The sequence below is a fragment of the Ruegeria lacuscaerulensis genome, assembly GCF_013034685.1.
GTDB lineage: Bacteria > Pseudomonadota > Alphaproteobacteria > Rhodobacterales > Rhodobacteraceae > Ruegeria > Ruegeria lacuscaerulensis_B.
The window spans coordinates 1-18,387 of the sequence record NZ_WQGO01000015.1; the positions used below are offsets into that span (position 1 = coordinate 1).

Sequence of the window (18,387 nt, forward strand, 5' to 3'; positions counted from 1 at the left end):
GAGAATTGAATCAGCAGCTTGCCTCTCAATCAAGGAAGAGTTTTTCAACGACATCAGCCCTAAGTTCAAATTTCTGCACCGTGCATCAATACCAGAAGTTCAGAAATAAGCTGTCGTTGAGTGTTCTATTCAAACCGCACCTTCTTCACTTTTTGGGTTGTGCAAACGCTCCCAAGGGGTGTCTCATACAAATTGTAATGTGATCATTGGATCTTAGCCGTGTTCGACGCTTCGACATACCTCGCGATAACATCGATTGCAGTCATCGGCACTGTTCACGTCTTCTGCGTGTCTTTTTACCGGAGATTCCCCGACCTAGCAGGCTGGCTTTCTGATTTTTCATCTGGGATCGGACTTGGCTATGCTTTCCTTTTCTTACTGCCAAAAATCGGTGAATTGTCGGCCGATTTGGCTGCAAATGGAAAATGGGAAAACTCGCTGTTCGGTTATTCGCTCCTAGGATTTCTCATTTACTACTTGCTGGAAGCCAGTCGCGACACTGGGGCCGATAACAGGTTGTCGCTTGGCTTGGACACAGTGGCACTTGGAACCTACAACTGCTTGCTTGCCATTACCGTCATGCAAACGACGGGAACATCACCTGAGCTGTACGCTGTTGGAACGTTGGCCTATTCATTGCATTTGTTTGGGGTGAATATCTTTCTCTATAAGACCCACCCCGGACACATGTCTGGATGGCTACGCGCATACTTTGTCGCGTCGCTTGCAGTCGGCATATTGATCGGTCTCAACGCAGACAAAAGTAGCATGATCTATTCCATTGCGACTGGGTTAACAGGGGGTGTGATAATAGCCCTGTCTCTTCGGGTTAAACTACCCAGCCTTTCGGCAGTGAATACAAAAGCTCTGTTGATTGGTGTGGTGTTTGCTGCGGTCGCAGTCGAGGTCACCCGGTACTAACCCGACGACACTATTAAGTCTTTTCGTAGTTTATGCCGAGCCATTTGGCTCAGCTTACTATTTTAAGATAATCTGAAATTCATTTACTCAAAGTCTCTGCAATGCCTTTCATCGCAACCATCGAGTCCAGGTACATAGGTGTGTTTTGAACGTCTGGCTGGCTTGATAGCTTCACCATAACCACATTGGCTTTTTGGTTCACGTACAACAGCTGCCCATAGACACCGATACCGTAAAACGCACCTGTTTCTCTATCTTTCACCCAAACTTGATTACGGTAGTGGAAGCCTTCAAACACCTCCGCATATGCGCTTTTCTCATAAGCTGCGATAAAGTCATCATTTGCTTTAATCGTGTCAGCTATCCAATCCGGAGGAATAACTTGAGTGTCGTTAACCTTACCGTTGTCCAGCATCATTATGCCAAATCGCAATAGGTCACGAGAGCTGGTAAATAACCCGCCACTCGTTTGCACAATCCTTTTAGGCCCTAGTTCGCTATATGCAGGGTCTTGAGCACCGATGTCCTGCCACAATTCGGCCAGTACATCCAAATAGCTCTCGCCGGTCGCCGACTCGATAACCATACCCAGCAGCGCAGATAGCACTGAACGGTAATTATAAACTTCACCGTCTTCTACCAAGGTCTCGCGATCACTCAGAGAAATCATGTACTCCTTAACGCCAGACTCTGTATCACAAACTTCTACTTTTTCTGAGAGGTCCTGACCAAACGCACAGAACAGATCACCGGCATCGTCTAAGTAGCCGCTAGACGCATCTTTCCAATCAACAGCAGCGGTCATATCAAGGAGATGTCTAACCGTTGTATTTTTGAATGCTGGGCCTTCCAACTCTGGCAGGTATTCGGTGATCAGCTTTTTCGGATCTAGTTCTCCCGCCTCAACCGCCAGCCCTGCTGCCATACCCAACACTGTTTTGGTGATTGAGTGAATGCGGTGAGGCGTATCAGCTCTCATGCCATTGAAGTACTTTTCAGCGACCAATTTGCCATCGTGATAAATCAAAAAGCTATCGGTATGCGTTTGATGCAACCAATCGTTGATATTCTGTTCTTCATTATTGCTAGCTGTGAAAACAAAAGTCTCAAGCTCAGTTGGGTATGCTGCTTTTTCCAAAGTACGTACCCAATCTGACGGTGGAACTCGTGCTAATTCGCCAAAAACACTTGTGCCTTCAAATATCCAAGGGCTTCTATCTACAGACTCAACGGTTTAATCCCAGAAATAACCAGCCTCTGCGCTTGCTGGTTGAGTAGAAGCAGTAAAAACCGCACCAGACCCCAAAGAGCGATAGCAATAGCGGAAGTCACTAACAGCTTGTTTGCATTTCTTTTCATTTTGGGGATCTCCGTCCGACTAGACAATCTCTAAGCAATCCAGCCACGCTTCAGCTCTGGTGTCTAGCCCGTTGTGTTTGGGCCGGTGCTGCCAGACGACCGCGAACTAGGCTCTGGTAGGATAGCTTAGTAATTGAAAGAGACGGATGGCAGACACTGTGCGTTAGTCGCCTTGAGCAATGCCCGCTCTGTCCGCATAGTGGACATTCGTCCGATTCAGCCTGGCGGGCGCAAACTCCTGTATCGCCATTCCCCCAACGCATACCGGATAGACCGAAACATCCGTTGTTAGCGATACCCGGCCTCCTTATCTGAGCCCTGTCCCAAACAGGAACGCAAACAGTCACTCGGGGAATTCGCCTCGGGCTTAGAAAGGAAACGAACCATGGCACATACAGCAACATTTACTCGCGAAGGCTTTGGCCTGACCGCCCGCATCACAGCGCTCGTTGCGCGCATCAAAGAGGGTTTTGCCCTGCGCACCGAGTACAACCGTACCTATGCAGAGCTGCAAAGCCTGTCTGATCGGGAATTGAACGACATCGGTGTGCGTCGCTGCGATATCAAAGACATCGCGCGTGAGCACACATACTGCTCGTAACGCTACCACCACTCACTGATGAAGGGGCGCCAAATCGGCGCCTCTTTTGGTTTTTGGGGGTGTGATACAACAAACCTTGCATCCTGCGGGGCAAAGCTGTAGAGCGCTCCGGTGGATTTGTGTCCACGAGAATCAAAACCAAGAAATGCCGCGTTTGGCCCATCACGCTTCGGGGGTCACATCCGGCTAAGGAGAAGCGAAATGAAACTGCACGAATTGCGCGATAATGCTGGCGCCGCCCCGAAACGCACCCGCGTTGGCCGTGGTCCGGGTTCCGGCAAAGGTAAAATGGGTGGCCGTGGAATCAAAGGCCAGAAATCCCGTTCGGGTGTGGCCATAAATGGCTACGAAGGCGGCCAGATGCCGCTGTACCAGCGCCTGCCCAAGCGTGGCTTCAACAAGCCGAACCGCAAGGAATTCGCCGTTATCAACCTGGGCCTGATCCAGAAATTCGTTGACGCGGGCAAGCTGGACGCATCGGCTGCGATCACCGAGGATGCGCTGGTCGCTTCCGGTCTGGTGCGCCGCAAACTGGACGGTATCCGCGTTCTGGCCAAAGGCGAAATCAGCGCCAAAGTGAACCTGGAAGTAACCGGTGCTTCGAAATCTGCCGTTGAGGCAGTTGAGAAAGCGGGCGGTTCACTGACGGTCACAAAAGCCGCTGCGGCAGAGTAAGCGCTTGTGAGCGGGCCAAGACCCGCTTACATAGACTTCAGAGTTTTCCAAGACGCCGCCCGAGCCGGAAAACGGTTCCGGGCGGTGTTTGCATAAGAGAGACCGATTTATGGTATCAGCAGCAGAACAAATGGCAGCCAACACAAGCTGGGCTGCTTTGGGCAAAGCCACCGATCTGCGCAACCGCATCCTGTTCACGCTTGCATTGCTGATCGTCTATCGTCTGGGCACCTTTATTCCGGTTCCGGGCATCGACGGCCAAGCACTGCGCGAGTTCATGGAGCAAGCGGGGCAGGGCATCGGCGGCATGGTTTCGATGTTTACCGGCGGTGCGCTGGGGCGGATGGGTATCTTTGCCCTCGGCATCATGCCCTACATTTCGGCCTCGATCATCGTGCAGCTGCTGACATCTATGGTTCCCGCGCTCGAACAGCTCAAGAAAGAGGGCGAGCAGGGCCGCAAGAAGATCAACCAATATACCCGTTTCGGCACCGTGGCCTTGGCCACCGTTCAGGCTTACGGTCTGGCGGTTTCGTTGGAATCGGGCGATCTGGCAACCGATCCGGGCCTGTTCTTCCGCCTGTCGACCATGATCACCTTGGTTGGTGGCACCATGTTCCTGATGTGGCTGGGTGAGCAGATCACAGCACGCGGCATCGGCAACGGTATCTCTCTGATCATCTTCGTGGGCATCATCGCCGAAGTTCCGGCCGCTTTGGCACAGTTCTTCGCTTCGGGCCGCTCGGGCGCGATCAGCCCTGCTGTGATCATCGGTGTGATCGTGATGGTGATTGCCGTGATTACATTCGTGGTCTTCATGGAACGCGCCTTGCGCAAGATCCATATTCAATACCCGCGTCGTCAGGCCGGTATGAAGATCTATGAGGGCGGCTCGAGCCACCTGCCGGTCAAAGTGAACCCAGCGGGCGTGATCCCGGCGATCTTTGCCAGCTCGCTGCTGCTGCTGCCGGTGACGATCTCGACCTTCTCTTCGGGGGCGACCAACGGGCCGGTCATGTCTTGGCTTCTGGCCAACTTTGGTCCCGGACAGCCTCTGTACCTGCTGTTCTTCGCTTCGATGATCGTTTTCTTTGCCTATTTCTACACGTTCAACGTGTCGTTCAAACCGGACGATGTGGCGGATAACCTGAAAAAGCAGAACGGTTTCGTGCCGGGCATCCGTCCGGGCAAAAAAACCGCCGAGTATCTAGAATACGTGGTCAACCGCGTACTTGTTCTGGGTTCGGCCTATCTGGCGGCGGTCTGTCTGTTGCCTGAAATTCTTCGGGGCCAGTTTGCCATCCCGTTCTATTTCGGCGGCACCTCGGTTCTGATTATCGTCTCTGTGACCATGGACACGATCCAACAGGTCCAGAGCCACCTGCTGGCGCACCAATACGAAGGGCTGATCGAAAAGTCCCAACTGCGCGGCAAAGGTAAGAAACGTGGCAGGAAGGGACCCGCTCGTCGATGAACATCATTCTTCTCGGCCCCCCGGGGGCAGGCAAAGGAACGCAAGCGCGTCACTTGGTTGAAACCCGCGGCATGGTCCAGCTGAGCACTGGCGACATGCTGCGTGAAGCCAAAGACAGCGGCACCGAAATGGGCAACCGCGTAGCCGAGGTGATGGCTAAGGGCCAGCTTGTGACGGATGAGATCGTGATCGGCCTGATCCGCGAAAAGTTGGAACAAGGCGCTGAAGGCGGGTTCATCTTTGACGGTTTCCCGCGCACTCTGGCCCAAGCTGATGCGCTGGGTGAATTGCTGGACAGCACCGGCGAGACGCTGGACGCGGTCATCGCGATGGAAGTGAACGACGACGCTCTGGTCGCGCGTATCACGGCTCGGTCAACCTGCGGCGGTTGCGGTGAAGTCTACAACGACATCACTAAACCGATCCCGGCGGACGGCAAATGCTCGAACTGCGGCAAAGAAGGTGACTTCAAACGCCGTGCGGACGACAATGAGGAAAGCCTCAAGACCCGTCTGATGGAGTACTACAAAAAGACCTCAATGCTCATCGGCTATTATCACGCCAAGGGCAACCTGTCCTGGGTTGATGGTCTGGGCGAGATTGATGAGGTTCAGGACGCGATTGCTGGCGTGTTGGACGCCTGATCGATCCACATTTGAATATGGGCTTGACGGCACTGCCAAAAGCCCATATCGACCCCCATCCCTAAAGGGAATCAAGACTGCGTGAGGGATTCGTCCCAACCGCCCCGACCACCTCGAATAATGCTGGGCCCGCTGGCGACACTGCCAAGGTCAAGCGTTGTGAAAAAAGGTTCTGGAGTTACGGAACCGCAACGAAAAGGAAAGTGACACGTGGCACGTATTGCCGGCGTAAACATCCCGACTGCAAAGCGGGTACCTATCGCCCTCACATATATCACCGGTATCGGCAACACCTCGGCCAAAGCGATTTGCGAAGCCGTGGGCATTGAAGCGACCCGTCGCGTCAACGAACTGTCCGACGCTGAAGTTCTGAAAATCCGCGAGTACATCGACGAAAACTACACTGTCGAAGGTGACCTGCGTCGTGAAGTTCAGATGAACGTCAAACGCCTGATGGACCTGGGCTGCTACCGCGGTCTGCGTCACCGCCGCAACCTGCCGGTTCGCGGTCAGCGTACCCACACCAATGCTCGTACCCGCAAAGGCCCCGCGAAGGCCATTGCTGGTAAGAAGAAATAAGGGAGGGTCTGACCGATGGCACGCGATAAGACTCGCATCAAGCGCAAAGAGCGTAAGAACATCGCATCGGGCGTTGCCCATGTGAACTCGACCTTCAACAACACCAAAATCCTGATCTCGGACGTACAGGGCAACGCCATTTCGTGGTCGTCTGCCGGTACCATGGGCTTCAAAGGCTCGCGGAAATCGACACCTTACGCCGCTCAGATGGCTGCAGAAGATGCAGGCAAGAAGGCGCAGGAACATGGCGTCAAGACGCTGGAAGTCGAAGTTCAAGGCCCTGGTTCGGGTCGTGAATCGGCTCTGCGCGCTCTGGCTGCTGTGGGCTTCAACATCACGTCGATCCGCGACGTGACGCCGATTGCGCACAATGGTTGCCGCCCGCCGAAGCGTCGCCGCGTCTAAGCGATTTTGAATAGAGCTGGGGCTGTGTTTTTGCACGGCCCCAGCACGTCATTTTGAACCTCGGGCGTCTGCACCTTGTTGGTCATGGGGCGCGGACAGGAATGGAGGGATTACATGATCCATAAGAATTGGGCAGAATTGATCAAGCCGACTCAGCTGGACGGCAAGCCGGGCAACGACCCTGCGCGTCAGGCAACGCTGGTTGCTGAACCGCTGGAGCGTGGCTTTGGTCTGACTTTGGGTAACGCGCTGCGCCGCGTTCTGATGAGCTCGCTGCAAGGCGCGGCTATTACCAGCGTTCAGATCGACAACGTCCTGCACGAGTTCTCGTCGGTTGCTGGTGTCCGCGAAGACGTCACTGACATCATCCTGAACCTCAAAGGTGTGTCGCTGCGCATGGAAGTCGAAGGCCCCAAGCGCCTGTCGATCAATGCCAAAGGCCCCGCCGTTGTCACCGCTGGTGACATTAGCGAAAGCGCCGGTATCGAGGTTCTGAACCGCGATCACGTCATCTGCCACCTGGACGATGGCGCTGACCTGTTCATGGAGCTGACCGTCAACACCGGCAAGGGTTACGTCTCGGCTGAGAAGAACAAGCCCGAAGATGCACCCATCGGCCTGATCCCGATCGACGCGATCTATTCGCCGGTCAAGAAGGTTGCCTATGACGTTCAGCCGACCCGTGAAGGTCAGGTTCTGGACTATGACAAACTGACCCTGAAGATCGAAACCGATGGTTCGATCACTCCCGAAGACGCGTTGGCATTTGCCGCACGTATCCTTCAGGATCAGCTGTCGATCTTTGTCAACTTCGACGAGCCGGAATCGGCCAGCCGCCAAGACGAAGACGATGGTCTGGAGTTTAACCCGCTGCTGCTGAAGAAAGTGGACGAACTGGAACTGTCGGTCCGTTCGGCAAACTGCCTGAAGAACGACAACATCGTCTATATCGGCGACCTGATCCAGAAGACCGAAGCCGAGATGCTGCGCACCCCGAACTTCGGCCGCAAGTCGCTGAACGAGATCAAAGAAGTGCTGTCCGGCATGGGTCTGCACCTCGGCATGGATGTCGAGGACTGGCCGCCCGACAACATCGAAGATCTGGCGAAGAAATTCGAAGACGCGTTCTAAGCGCGTCTTCCCCAATGCCCGGGCTGCCGGGGACCAAATGGGCACTTCCGCCCCAAGGAGAGCCGGTGACACGCATCGCCGGCCAGACAAAGCAAAACGCGAAAGAAGGAACTAGAAAATGCGTCACGCACGTGGTTACCGCCGCCTGAACCGTACTCATGAGCACCGTAAGGCTCTGTTTGCAAACATGGCTGGCTCGCTCATCGAACATGAGCAAATCAAGACAACTCTGCCCAAGGCAAAAGAACTGCGCCCGATCATCGAAAAGCTGGTCACTCTGGGCAAGCGCGGCGACCTGCACGCCCGTCGTCAGGCCGCAGCACAGCTGAAAGAAGACAAAGACGTCGCCAAGCTGTTCGAAGTTCTGGGCCCCCGCTATGCCGAGCGTCAGGGCGGCTACGTCCGCATCCTGAAAGCAGGCTTCCGCTATGGCGACATGGCCCCGATGGCGATCATCGAATTCGTAGATCGTGACGTCGACGCCAAAGGCGCAGCCGACAAGGCCCGCGTTGCCGCCGAAGAGGCCGCAGACGAAGAATAAGATCACGCCATCTGGCTGATTAGAAACCTCCGCCCCACGTCGGGCGGAGGTTTTTCTTTTGCGGCATCGCTGACTTGCATTCGGCTGCGCGGGTCCGCATATCTGGGGCGATCCAAATCCCGGAGGTCTCATGATCCGCGTCTTTCTGACCCTGATGCTATTGAGTCTTGCATCCCACAGCCACGCTGAAACCAAAGTGCCGACCTCTCAGGCCGAAATCAGTCTCGGCTTTGCGCCGGTGGTGAAGCAAGCGGCACCGGCGGTAGTAAATATCTATGCCAAGATCGTGCGGGAAGGGCGGGGGAACACTCTGTTTTCGGACCCGTTTTTTCAGGACTTTTTCGGCCGCGGTTTTGCCGAGCCGCGCCCAAGGGTTCAGAACTCGCTGGGGTCGGGGGTGATCCTGACCGCAGATGGGTATGTGGTGTCGAACTTCCACGTTGTAGGCAAGGCGACTGAGATCCGGGTGGTCACGACCGACCGGCGCGAGTATTCCGCGCAGGTGGTGCTGGGCGATAAGGAAAGCGATATCGCCATTCTGCGTTTGGATGAGGCCGAGGCGTTGCCTTATCTGCCTCTGCGCGATTCCGATCAGGTTGAGGTTGGTGAACTGGCGCTGGCAATTGGCAACCCGTTTGGCGTCGGACAAACGGTGTCGTCTGGGATTATCTCGGGGTTGGCGCGTACGGGCACGGCGACCGGTAATGCGCGGGGCTATTTCATCCAGACCGATGCGGCGATCAATCCGGGCAATTCCGGCGGGGCATTGATTGATGTGAACGGTGATCTGATCGGCATCAACACCGCGATCCTGACGCGTTCGGGCGGGTCGAATGGAATCGGCTTTGCAATTCCGGCCAATTTGGTTGCGGAATTCCTGCGTCAGGCTCAGGCTGGAAATAACAGTTTCATAAGCCCATGGGCCGGGATGGCGGGCCAGCACATGAGTGCGGACATCGCCGAGTCTCTGGGTCTTGTAATTCCGCAGGGCGTCGTGGTGTCCGATCTGCATCCGCTCAGTCCTTTGGGCGAAGCCGGGTTGCGGGTTGGCGACGTGGTGACGCATGTGGATGGGGACGAGGTGAACTCACCCGCTGAAATGAAGTTTCGCATGTCTGTCGCGGGTGTGGGAGGCAGCTCGGTCCTGACGCTGTTGCGGGGCGAGGTTCGGGAAGAGGTCGAGATCGCCCTGATCAAAGCGCCCGAGGTTCCGCCCTCTGACGATACGATACTGGACAACCAGACGGTTATGCCAGGGTTGAAAGTAGCGCGGATCAACCCGGCTGTAATTGCACGGATGGGGTTGATCTTGTCGCAGACCGGCGTGGTCGTCACCGATCCGGGGCGCTATGGCGGGCGCTCAGGTCTGCGTGTTGGTGACGTAGTCAACAGCATCAATGGGGTCTCAATTGACCACCCTGATGATGTGGTTCAGGCGCTGACCGATCCGGGGCGCAGATTGCAGCTGGATGTGTCGCGCGGGGGGCGTTCGGTTTCGGTAAGGTTCCGCTTGTGAGTGATCTGTTCGATACCGGCGCGGCGCAACCAGCCCCGTCAGCGCATCGTCCGTTGGCCGACCGTTTGCGTCCCCAAAGCTTGGCGGATGTGATCGGGCAGGAACAGGTCCTGGGACCGGATGCTCCGTTGGGTGTCATGCTGGCCTCGGGCAGCCTGTCCAGCCTGATCTTTTGGGGGCCGCCGGGCGTGGGCAAAACGACCGTTGCACGCCTCTTGGCGCAGGAAACCGACCTTCATTTCGTGCAGATCAGCGCGATTTTCTCTGGTGTTCCCGATTTGCGTAAGGTCTTCGAGGCCGCGAAAATCCGCCACCAGAACGGGCAGGGTACGCTGCTGTTCGTGGATGAGATCCATCGGTTCAACAAGGCCCAGCAGGACGGGTTTTTGCCGTATATGGAAGACGGCACGATCCTGCTGGTGGGGGCGACGACCGAGAACCCCTCGTTCGAGTTGAACGCCGCGGTGCTGAGCCGCGCACAGGTGTTGGTGCTGGAACGCCTTGATCTGGTCGATCTGGAACGTCTGACCCAACGTGCTGAAAAAGAGCTGGGCAAAGCACTGCCCCTGACCGGCCCTGCGCGTGAGGCGTTGCAGGAAATGGCCGATGGCGACGGGCGGGCGTTGTTGAATCTGATCGAACAAATCGCAGCGTGGAAAGTAGACGCGCCGCTGGACCCGGATGCGCTATCGACCCGTCTGATGCGGCGGGCGGCGAAATACGACAAGTCGGGGGATGAACACTACAACCTAATCTCGGCCCTGCATAAATCGGTGCGCGGGTCGGACCCAGATGCGGCGCTGTACTGGTTCGCGCGGATGCTGAACGGGGGTGAAGACCCGCGCTATCTGGCGCGGCGCATCACGCGCATGGCGGTCGAGGATATCGGGCTGGCCGATCCGCAGGCACAGGCGATCTGTCTGCAATCTTGGCAGACCTATGAACGCCTTGGCAGCCCCGAGGGTGAGCTGGCGCTGGCGCAGGCGCTGGTCTATCTGGCGCTCGCCCCCAAATCGAACGGGGCCTATGTGGGATATAAGGAGGCGATGCGGCTGGCCAAGCAATCCGGCAGTGAACCGCCGCCCAAGCATATCCTGAACGCGCCGACCTCGCTCATGAAGGATCAGGGCTATGGCGCGGGCTATGCCTATGACCATGATGCCGAGGATGGGTTTTCCGGCCAGAACTATTTTCCCGACGGGATGGACAGGCCTGAGCTGTATCAACCGGTCGAACGCGGGTTCGAGCGCGAGTTGAAAAAACGGTTGGACTATTTCGCCAAGCTGCGGGCGCAACGCAACGGTTGACTCTGCCGGTAAGGCACGCCACAGACGCGCATGTTTTCAATGGCACTGAATGGCATGCAATCCGCGCGGACCCGCCGCGTGAAGGGGATATCGGTATGAGTGGCGTACAAATGATCACCGTGGCAGAAGGCGATGGCGACCAGCGGATTGACCGTTGGCTGCGCCGTCTATTTCCGCATGTCAGCCAGGGCCGCATCGAAAAGATGTGCCGTAAGGGTGAATTGCGCGTGGATGGCGGACGGGTGAAAGCCGCGACCCGGCTTGAGGCCGGGCAGGTCGTGCGCGTGCCACCTCTGCCCGACGCAGATCACAAACCGGTTGAGGTCAAGCGGCGGATTTCGGATGCCGATGCCAAGATGATCCAGTCCTGCGTGATTTACCGTGATGACCACGTGCTGGCGCTGAACAAACCGCATGGCCTGCCCGTGCAGGGCGGCAGTGGTCAGACGCGGCATGTGGACAGCCTGTCCGAGGCGCTACGCTTTGGCTATGACGAGAACCCGCGCCTTGTGCATCGGTTGGACAAGGACACATCCGGCGTTCTGCTGCTGGCCCGCACGCGCGAGGCTGCCAAGGGTCTGACCGCAGCCTTTCGCCACCGCGACACGCGCAAGATCTATTGGGCCTTGGTCGCCGGTGTGCCGACCCCTTATCTGGGTGAGATCAAGACCGGTTTGGTCAAGGCCGCAGGTCATGGCAAGCACGGCGAGGGCGAGAAAATGATCCCCTTGCATCTGAGCGAAGTGAACGACACCCCCGGCGCGAAACGGGCGCATACGCACTATGCCACGCTTTACCGTGTGGCCGGGCGCGCGGCCTGGGTCGCGATGGAGCCGATCACCGGCCGCACGCATCAGCTTCGGGCGCATATGGCGGCGATTGGTCATCCGATCATCGGTGACGGCAAATATGGCGGTTCGGGTCAGGAGAATCTCGGCGACGGCTGGGGTGCGCAGTTGGGCGGGATCATCAGCAAAAAGCTTCACTTGCACGCGCGGCAAGCCTCGTTCGAACACCCGGTGACGCGAAAGACGATCACCGTGAAAGCCCCTTTGCCCGATCACATGAAACACAGCTGGGAAACCTTCGGCTGGACCGAGGATCTGGCCGCCGACGACCCGTTCGAGGAACTGCAATGAGCGCACCGCTGCGTCTGGTTCTGTTCGACGTGGATGGCACTCTGGTCGATAGTCAGGGCAGTATCGTTGCTGCTATGACCGCCAGTTTCGACGCGCTGTCCCTGCCGGTGCCTGAGCGCACGGCGATTCTGTCCATTGTGGGACTGTCGTTGCCCAAGGCGATGGCGCAGCTTGCGCCGCAGCATTCGGACGCGGATCAGACGCGGCTGGTCGAGGGGTATAAACAGGCCTATCACGCGCATCGGCTGGAACAGGGCATGGCGGGATCGCCGCTCTATACCGGTGCCCGCGAAGCGATCGAGGCGCTGCACTCTATCCCCGAGGTGCTGCTTGGTGTGGCGACCGGCAAATCTCAGCGCGGATTGGATGCGCTGATCGAAGGGCACGAGTTGCAAGGCTATTTTGTAACGCGGCAGGTGGCGGATCATCACCCCTCGAAACCGCACCCGTCGATGATTGACACCGCGCGGGCCGAGACAGGGGTTGAGGCGATCAATACCGTGATGATCGGCGACACGCGGTTTGACATGGACATGGCTGCTGCTGCCGGTGTGCGCAGCGTCGGTGTCACCTGGGGTTATCACGCGCGGCCCGCGTTTGAGGCAGCAACCTCTATCATCGAAACCTTCGACCAGTTGCCCGGCGCGCTGGATCAAATCTGGACCTGATACGATGAGCGACTGGAAACCCAAACGATTCTGGACCCAAAGCGCAGTGGTTGAGGCCGAAGGCGGCTTTACCGTCGAGCTGGATGGCCGCAGTGTGAAAACGCCTGCCAAGGCGGAGTTGGTCGTGCCGACACAGGCCATGGCGCAGGAAATCGCCGCCGAGTGGGACGCGCAGGAAAAAGAGGTCGACCCGACGACGATGCCCTTCACGCGCTCGGCCAATGCAGCTATCGACAAGGTCCGGCATCAGCACGCCGAGGTTGCAGACATGCTGGCCGACTACGGCGATTCGGACCTGCTGTGTTACCGCGCCACGCACCCGCAAGAGTTGCAGCAACGGCAGGCGGATCAGTGGGACCCTGCCCTTGAATGGGCGGCCGAGACGCTTGCCGCGCGCTTGCTGCCGGTTGCGGGAGTTTTACATCAACCCCAGGACCCGCAGGCCCTGCTGGGCCTACGCCAACGTGTCCATGATTACAGTGACTTCCAATTGGCCGCCTTCCACGATCTGGTCAGCCTGTCTGGTTCACTGGTGCTTGGATTTGCTGCCACCGTAGATTGGCGCCCTGCCGAGGAGATCTGGCAAGCCTCTCGATTGGACGAGTTGTGGCAAATCGAACAATGGGGTCACGACGACGAGGCTCACGCCGCGTCCGAGGTCAAAAGGGCCGCTTTCCTACACGCCAAGCGGTTCTTTGACCTCTCGGTTTGAGCCCTTATGCCGGAATTTTTGCCGTTACTGCGGACATCTGGAAGATGATCCATCGTTTTCACTGATCCGACCCTTGACGTTTGTTTATGAATGCGACCAAACTCGGGCGCACTAAAGGGGAGACACCTTTGGGGAAACCTTTCTGGTGCCAAAGGTGCCGGACAGAGCCGTCTCTGGAAAGAGGCGGAAAATCAGGAAGAGGTAAAAATGAAAAAATCCGTAATCTTGGGCGTGGCAACCGTTGCCGGCCTGGCTGCAGGCGCAGCGGCAGCGGGGACTGTCGATGATGTCAAAGCGCGCGGTAAGCTGAACTGCGGTGTGACCACCGGTCTGGTTGGCTTTGCTGCACCCGACGCGAATGGCGAATGGCAAGGCTTTGACGTCTCGCTGTGCCGCGCGGTCGCTGCTGCTGTTCTGGGCGATGCAAGCGCCGTAGAATTCGTTCCGACCACCGGCAAGACGCGTTTCACCGCGCTGGCCTCGGGCGAGATCGACATGCTGGCCCGTAACACCACCTGGACCTTCAGCCGCGACGTCGACCTGAAGTTCGAATTCGTGGGCGTGAACTACTATGACGGTCAGGGCTTTATGGTTCCCAAGGCGCTGGGTGTTAGCTCGGCCAAAGAACTGGACGGCGCAACCGTCTGCATCCAGACCGGCACCACGACAGAGCTGAACCTGGCGGACTTCTTCCGCTCGAACAACATCAGCTACGAGCCGGTTCCGATCGAAACCAACGCCGAAGCGCAGCAGCAGTACCTGGCTGGCGCATGTGACGTCTACACCACCGATGCATCGGGCCTGGCCGCAACCCGCGCCACGTTCGAAGATCCGGCGGCGCATGTCCTTCTGCCCGAAATCATCTCGAAAGAGCCCTTGGGCCCGCTGGTCCGTCACGGCGATCACGAGTGGGGCGACGTTGTCCGCTGGACTCTGAACGCGCTGGTCTCGGCTGAAGAGCTGGGCGTGACCTCGGCAAACATCGACGAGATGGCCGCTGGCACCAACAACCCCGAAGTGAACCGTCTGCTGGGCAGCGAAGGCACTCTGGGTGAGATGCTGGGCCTCGACGCTCAGTGGGCGATGCGCGCGATCAAATCGGGCGGCAACTATGGTGAAGTCTTTGCCAAGAACATCGGCGAAGAAACTCCGATCGGTCTGGCACGCGGCCTGAACGCGCAGTGGACCGATGGCGGCCTGCTGTACTCGCCGCCGTTCCGCTAAATCCTAAGGAAAAGGGCGCGGGGGAACCTGCGCCCTTTTCTCATCAAATTGCTGCGGACAGCTCATGAGCGGGGAGAACCCTGCCGGAAAAGAAGAATCCGCAGACTACGGGGATCCAAAATATGTCGACTATGACCGACCCGCCGAAAGCTGACTTTCGGTTGTCTATGCTCATAAACGATACCCGCTATCGCTCGCTGACATTTCAAGTGATCGCGGCCATCGCTATTGCGCTTTCCATTTGGTATCTGGGCAATAACCTGATCCAGAACCTGCGGGCCGCAGGCCTGAACATTTCCTATACTTTTCTGGGCGATCCGTCCGGATACGACATCAACCAGCGTTTGATCGAATATGACAGCCAGTCCTCGCATGGACGTGCGGCTGTTGTGGGCATTCTGAACACTCTGCTGGTGGCGTTTCTTGCGTGTATCACCGCCACTGTCTTTGGAGTGATCGCTGGGGTCTTGCGTCTGTCGAACAACTGGCTCGTCTCAAAGCTAATGGCGGTCTACGTCGAGATCTTCCGGAATATTCCTGTGCTGATCTGGATCATCATCATCTTTACGATCATGACGGCTGTGCTGCCGGGTCCGCGCGCCTTCCGAGGTGACAACCCGACTTCAAGTATGCTGTTTGACTTGTTCGCCTTTACCAACCGCGGCGTTTATATCCCCGGGCCTCATTTCTCTAGCGGTTTTTTCAGTGCAGCTTTTCTGAATTGGTTGCTGGTGATTGCTGTATTGATTGGTTCGTGGTTCGCCTCGCGCGAGGTTGAGAAGCGTGCAACGCTGCAACAGGAACAGACCGGCCAACGACCCAAAACCGGCCTTGTCAAACTGGGTGTCTGGCTAGTGCCCGTCGCGTTGCTGATGGTGCTGATGGGGCTGACTTGGGATGTGCCCGAGCTGAAGGGTTTTAACTTCTCCGGTGGCATCAAGATCGGTGGACCTCTGATCGCACTTTGGTTCGCCTTGTCGATCTATACTGGCGCCTTCATCGCGGAAAACGTGCGCGCGGGTATTCAGGCGATCAGCAAAGGCCAGACTGAGGCTGCTGCTGCGTTGGGCCTGCGCCCCGGACGGATCATGAATCTTGTGATCCTGCCTCAGGCATTGCGTGTGATTATCCCGCCGTTGATTTCACAGTACTTGAACATCACCAAGAACTCGTCACTGGCGATTGCCGTGGGGTATGCGGATATCACCGCCACTTTGGGAGGTATCACGCTGAACCAGACTGGCCGCGCGATTGAGTGTGTTCTGCTGCTTATGCTGTTCTATCTGACGGCTTCGCTGCTGATCTCGATGGCGATGAACGTCTACAACGCATCCGTCAAGTTGAAGGAGCGCTGAGCCATGGCTGATCAAACAACAAATCCGATCGCTTTTGTGGCTGAAGGCACCATTCCTCCTTCTCCTCCACCAGCGAACCAGACGGGGATCGTCAAATGGCTGCGCGAGAACCTGTTCTCGGGCGTGACCAACACGATCCTGACGCTCCTGTCTTTGATTCTGATCTATGTTCTGCTCAAAAACACGTTGCCGTGGATTATGAACGGGGTATGGAATGCCAATTCTCTGGCGGAATGCCGTGAAATTCTGGCTGGTAAGACTGGGGCCTGTTTCGCGGTTCTTACAGAACGCTGGCCGCAACTGATCTACGGATTCAAATACCCTGACGAGGCCTACTGGCGCCCGAATCTGGCATTCGTATTGATGTTGGTGGCTCTGGCACCGGTCCTGTTCTTTGACCTGCCGCGCAAGCTGCTGGTGTTCACGGCGCTCTACCCCTTTATCGCTTTCTGGCTGATCTGGGGCGGCTCTATTCTGGTTCCACTCGTGGCATTGGTTGGCTTTATAGCGGCAGGAGCAGTGTTTCAGAAGCTTGGCCGCAACAGCTTCGCTGCCGGGTTCTTCGGCGCGATCGTGGTGGCTCTGATTGTCTGGAATATCGGCGGGGCTCTGATCCCGGAAGATGCCAACGAAGGGGCTATGCTCACGGCAGTTCCAAGTCGTGATCTGGGCGGCTTCATGCTGAACATGATGCTGGGCCTGACCTGCGTGTCACTGTCGGTTCCGCTTGGGATTGCACTTGCACTGGGTCGTCAATCTTCCATGCCGCTGATCAAGTGGGTCTGTGTCATCTTCATCGAATTCATCCGTGGCGTGCCTCTGATCACGCTGCTGTTCGTGGCTTCGGTGATGCTGGCCTATTTCTTCCCGCCTGACAGCACGGTCGACCTGTTCCTGCGCGTTGTGATCATGATCACCATGTTCTCGGCCGCTTATATCGCCGAGGTTATCCGTGGCGGTCTGGCAGCGCTTCCACGTGGACAGTACGAGGCAGCAGATAGTCTAGGCTTGGATTACCCTCAGGCGATGCGTCTAATCATCCTGCCACAGGCACTGAAGATCTCGATCCCCGGTATCGTGAACGTGGCCGTTGGCCTGTTCAAGGACACCACACTGGTTTCGGTCATTTCGATGTTCGATCTGGTGGGCATGATCCGGGGACCCATCCTAGCGTCAACCGAATGGAATGGCGTCTATTGGGAGCTTCTGGGCTTTGCCGCGCTTCTGTTCTTCGTCGTTTGTTACGGCATCTCTCAATATTCCCAGTGGCTCGAGCGTCGCCTTGCCACGGACCATCGTTAAGGAGTTCAACACATGTCTGAACTTGCAATTGAACGCGAAATCGATCGCTCGAAGATGCAGGTGAGCGACGAGGTCGCCATCGAAATCAACGGCATGAACAAGTGGTACGGGTCTTTCCACGTGCTGCGCGACATCAATCTGACCGTCAATCAGGGCGAGCGGATTGTGATCGCGGGGCCGTCGGGCTCGGGCAAATCCACTCTGATCCGCTGTCTGAATGCTTTGGAAGAACACCAGCAGGGCACGATCGTGGTGGACGGGACCGAGTTGTCGAATGACCTTAAGAACATCGACAAGATCCGGTCCGAGGTTGGGATGGTGTTCCAGCACTTCAACCTGTTCCCGCACCTGACCATTCTGGAAAACTGCACGCTGGCCCCGATCTGGGTGCGCAAGACGCCCAAGAAAGAGGCCGAAGAGCGCGCGATGCATTTCCTGGAAAAGGTGAAAATCCCCGATCAGGCGCTGAAATACCCGGGTCAGCTGTCCGGTGGTCAGCAGCAGCGTGTGGCGATTGCGCGGTCCTTGTGCATGATGCCGCGGATCATGTTGTTCGATGAACCGACATCGGCGCTGGACCCCGAGATGATCAAAGAGGTGCTAGACACCATGATCGAACTGGCCGAGGAAGGCATGACCATGCTGTGTGTGACCCACGAGATGGGCTTTGCCCGTCAGGTCGCTAACCGCGTGATCTTTATGGATGCCGGTCAGATCGTGGAACAGAACGAACCCGAAGAGTTCTTCAACAACCCGCAGAGCGAACGGACAAAGCTGTTCCTCAGCCAGATTCTGGGCCACTGATTCATTCGAAATTTGGGAAAGGGCGGGGCT

Annotated in this window: 19 protein-coding genes; 18 read left to right on the forward strand and 1 reads right to left on the reverse strand. The window is 57.1% G+C overall.

The features are described 5' to 3' along the window. Positions 1-219: 219 nt before the first annotated feature. Positions 220-921, forward strand: a complete 702-nt coding sequence (locus tag GOV80_RS21085) for a hypothetical protein (RefSeq protein WP_170787542.1) — start codon at positions 220-222, stop codon at positions 919-921. 79 nt (positions 922-1,000) lie between these two features. Here GOV80_RS21085 and GOV80_RS21090 read toward each other — a convergent pair whose 3' ends face one another. After that, complete coding sequence (locus tag GOV80_RS21090; RefSeq protein ID WP_170787544.1) at positions 1,001-2,059, reverse strand: serine hydrolase domain-containing protein; 1,059 nt, start codon at positions 2,057-2,059, stop codon at positions 1,001-1,003. A 606-nt stretch (positions 2,060-2,665) separates the two neighbouring features. Between GOV80_RS21090 and GOV80_RS21095 the strand changes: the two genes are divergently transcribed. The 17 genes from GOV80_RS21095 (at position 2,666) to GOV80_RS21175 (ending at position 18,357) form a co-directional block, all read left to right on the forward strand. Beyond that, positions 2,666-2,881: a DUF1127 domain-containing protein gene (locus GOV80_RS21095; protein ID WP_170773626.1), complete on the forward strand. Its 216-nt coding sequence runs from the start codon at positions 2,666-2,668 to the stop codon at positions 2,879-2,881. A gap of 201 nt (positions 2,882-3,082) precedes the next feature. Further along, positions 3,083-3,556, forward strand: coding sequence for a 50S ribosomal protein L15 (gene rplO, locus GOV80_RS21100; protein WP_170773628.1), 474 nt, complete (start codon positions 3,083-3,085; stop codon positions 3,554-3,556). A 109-nt stretch (positions 3,557-3,665) separates the two neighbouring features. Continuing rightward, positions 3,666-5,030 carry a preprotein translocase subunit SecY gene (secY, locus tag GOV80_RS21105; RefSeq protein ID WP_170773630.1) on the forward strand — a complete coding sequence of 455 codons (1,365 nt, stop codon included), beginning with the start codon at positions 3,666-3,668 and terminating at the stop codon, positions 5,028-5,030. Beyond that, positions 5,027-5,674 carry an adenylate kinase gene (locus GOV80_RS21110; protein ID WP_170773632.1) on the forward strand — a complete coding sequence of 216 codons (648 nt, stop codon included), beginning with the start codon at positions 5,027-5,029 and terminating at the stop codon, positions 5,672-5,674. The genes secY and GOV80_RS21110 overlap by 4 nt, the downstream gene beginning before the upstream one ends. 210 nt (positions 5,675-5,884) lie before the next feature. After that, positions 5,885-6,253: a 30S ribosomal protein S13 gene (gene rpsM / locus GOV80_RS21115; protein ID WP_170456119.1), complete on the forward strand. Its 369-nt coding sequence runs from the start codon at positions 5,885-5,887 to the stop codon at positions 6,251-6,253. Positions 6,254-6,268: 15 nt separating this feature from the next. Further along, complete coding sequence (gene rpsK, locus GOV80_RS21120; protein ID WP_170462414.1) at positions 6,269-6,658, forward strand: 30S ribosomal protein S11; 390 nt, start codon at positions 6,269-6,271, stop codon at positions 6,656-6,658. A 114-nt stretch (positions 6,659-6,772) separates the two neighbouring features. Then, positions 6,773-7,789, forward strand: coding sequence for a DNA-directed RNA polymerase subunit alpha (locus tag GOV80_RS21125; protein ID WP_170773634.1), 1,017 nt, complete (start codon positions 6,773-6,775; stop codon positions 7,787-7,789). A 118-nt stretch (positions 7,790-7,907) separates the two neighbouring features. Next, the gene (rplQ, locus tag GOV80_RS21130) at positions 7,908-8,330 is read left to right on the forward strand and encodes a 50S ribosomal protein L17 (RefSeq protein WP_039538314.1); all 423 of its coding nucleotides are present in this window, start codon (positions 7,908-7,910) and stop codon (positions 8,328-8,330) included. Between the two features lie 130 nt (positions 8,331-8,460). Further along, on the forward strand, positions 8,461-9,846 hold the full coding sequence (locus tag GOV80_RS21135; RefSeq protein ID WP_170787546.1) for a trypsin-like peptidase domain-containing protein: 1,386 nt from the start codon (positions 8,461-8,463) through the stop codon (positions 9,844-9,846). Beyond that, positions 9,843-11,153 (forward strand): AAA family ATPase, encoded by a 1,311-nt coding sequence (locus GOV80_RS21140; RefSeq protein WP_170787548.1) that lies wholly within the window; start codon positions 9,843-9,845, stop codon positions 11,151-11,153. Before GOV80_RS21135 ends, GOV80_RS21140 begins: the two co-directional genes overlap by 4 nt. 95 nt (positions 11,154-11,248) lie before the next feature. Next, positions 11,249-12,292: an RluA family pseudouridine synthase gene (locus GOV80_RS21145; RefSeq protein WP_170787550.1), complete on the forward strand. Its 1,044-nt coding sequence runs from the start codon at positions 11,249-11,251 to the stop codon at positions 12,290-12,292. Next, positions 12,289-12,960 carry an HAD-IA family hydrolase gene (locus GOV80_RS21150; RefSeq protein ID WP_170787561.1) on the forward strand — a complete coding sequence of 224 codons (672 nt, stop codon included), beginning with the start codon at positions 12,289-12,291 and terminating at the stop codon, positions 12,958-12,960. The genes GOV80_RS21145 and GOV80_RS21150 overlap by 4 nt, the downstream gene beginning before the upstream one ends. A 4-nt stretch (positions 12,961-12,964) precedes the next feature. Beyond that, positions 12,965-13,672, forward strand: coding sequence for an ATP12 family chaperone protein (locus GOV80_RS21155; protein WP_170787563.1), 708 nt, complete (start codon positions 12,965-12,967; stop codon positions 13,670-13,672). A 207-nt stretch (positions 13,673-13,879) separates the two neighbouring features. Beyond that, positions 13,880-14,896, forward strand: coding sequence for an amino acid ABC transporter substrate-binding protein (locus tag GOV80_RS21160; RefSeq protein WP_170773646.1), 1,017 nt, complete (start codon positions 13,880-13,882; stop codon positions 14,894-14,896). A gap of 122 nt (positions 14,897-15,018) precedes the next feature. Further along, the gene (locus tag GOV80_RS21165) at positions 15,019-16,251 is read left to right on the forward strand and encodes an amino acid ABC transporter permease (RefSeq protein ID WP_170773647.1); all 1,233 of its coding nucleotides are present in this window, start codon (positions 15,019-15,021) and stop codon (positions 16,249-16,251) included. 3 nt (positions 16,252-16,254) lie between these two features. After that, a complete protein-coding gene (locus GOV80_RS21170; RefSeq protein ID WP_170787565.1) occupies positions 16,255-17,553 on the forward strand; it encodes an amino acid ABC transporter permease in 1,299 nt (432 codons plus the stop codon). 12 nt (positions 17,554-17,565) lie between these two features. Then, a complete protein-coding gene (locus tag GOV80_RS21175) occupies positions 17,566-18,357 on the forward strand; it encodes an amino acid ABC transporter ATP-binding protein (protein ID WP_269149621.1) in 792 nt (263 codons plus the stop codon). Positions 18,358-18,387: the final 30 nt, after the last annotated feature.